This is a genomic window from Methylobacterium sp. WL18, assembly GCF_008040015.1.
Classification (GTDB): domain Bacteria; phylum Pseudomonadota; class Alphaproteobacteria; order Rhizobiales; family Beijerinckiaceae; genus Methylobacterium; species Methylobacterium mesophilicum.
Map to the genome: position 1 here is coordinate 1 of NZ_VRVD01001103.1, position 847 is coordinate 847.

At 74.3% G+C, this 847-nt stretch carries 1 protein-coding gene; it reads left to right on the forward strand.

The annotated features are described in order from the left end of the window. On the forward strand, positions 1-847 hold an 847-nt coding region (locus FV228_RS31160; RefSeq protein ID WP_147857912.1), incomplete at both ends, for an ABC transporter ATP-binding protein.

Genomic DNA, 847 nt, shown 5'->3' on the forward strand with positions numbered 1-847 from the left:
CCAGGAAGGCGGGCGGCGCTGGAGGCGGCGCTGCCCGCCTTCCTGGCGATGACGGCGCTCGGCCTCGCCACCGCGCTGCTGCGGCACGTCGCCTGGAGCCTCATGGTGCCGCTCACCCTGCACACGATGAGCGACATGGCCCGGGACGGCTTCGCCCGGGTCCAGCGCTTCTCGACCGAGTGGCACGCCAACACCTTCTCGGGCTCCACCGTCCGAAAGATTTCGCGCGGCATGTGGGCCCTCGACGGGCTCAACGACACGCTGCTGCTGGCGCTGCTGCCCGCCCTGGTGGTGCTGCTCGGCACCGCCCTCGTGCTCGGCCTGCACTGGCCGGTCCTCGGCGCCGTGGTGGCGCTGGGCGCCGCCGCCTATGTCGGCGCCACCGCGCTCCTGGCGACCCGGGTCATCGCCCCCGCCTCCGCGCTCTCCAACGCCCTCGACACGCGGCTCGGCGGCGCCCTCAGCGACGCGATCGGCAACAACGCCGTGGTCAAGGCCTTCGGCGCGGAGGCCCGGGAGGAGGCGCGCCTCGGCCGGCTCCTGGCCAAGTGGCAGCGGCGCACGCACCGCACCTGGATGATCATCACGTGGAGCGGCACCGGCCAGCTCGGGCTGCTGCTCGCCCTGCGCACCGCCATCGTGGCCACCGCCCTGTGGCTGTGGTGGCGCGGGGAGGCGAGCCCGGGCGACGTCGCCTACGTGCTCACCACCACCTTCGTGGTGCACGGCTACCTGCGCGACATCGGCGGCCACATCAACCACCTGCAGCGGGCGGTCAACGAGATGGAGGAACTGGTCGCCCTGGCGGACGAGCCCGTCGGCGTCGCCGACCGGCCGGGGGCGGCCC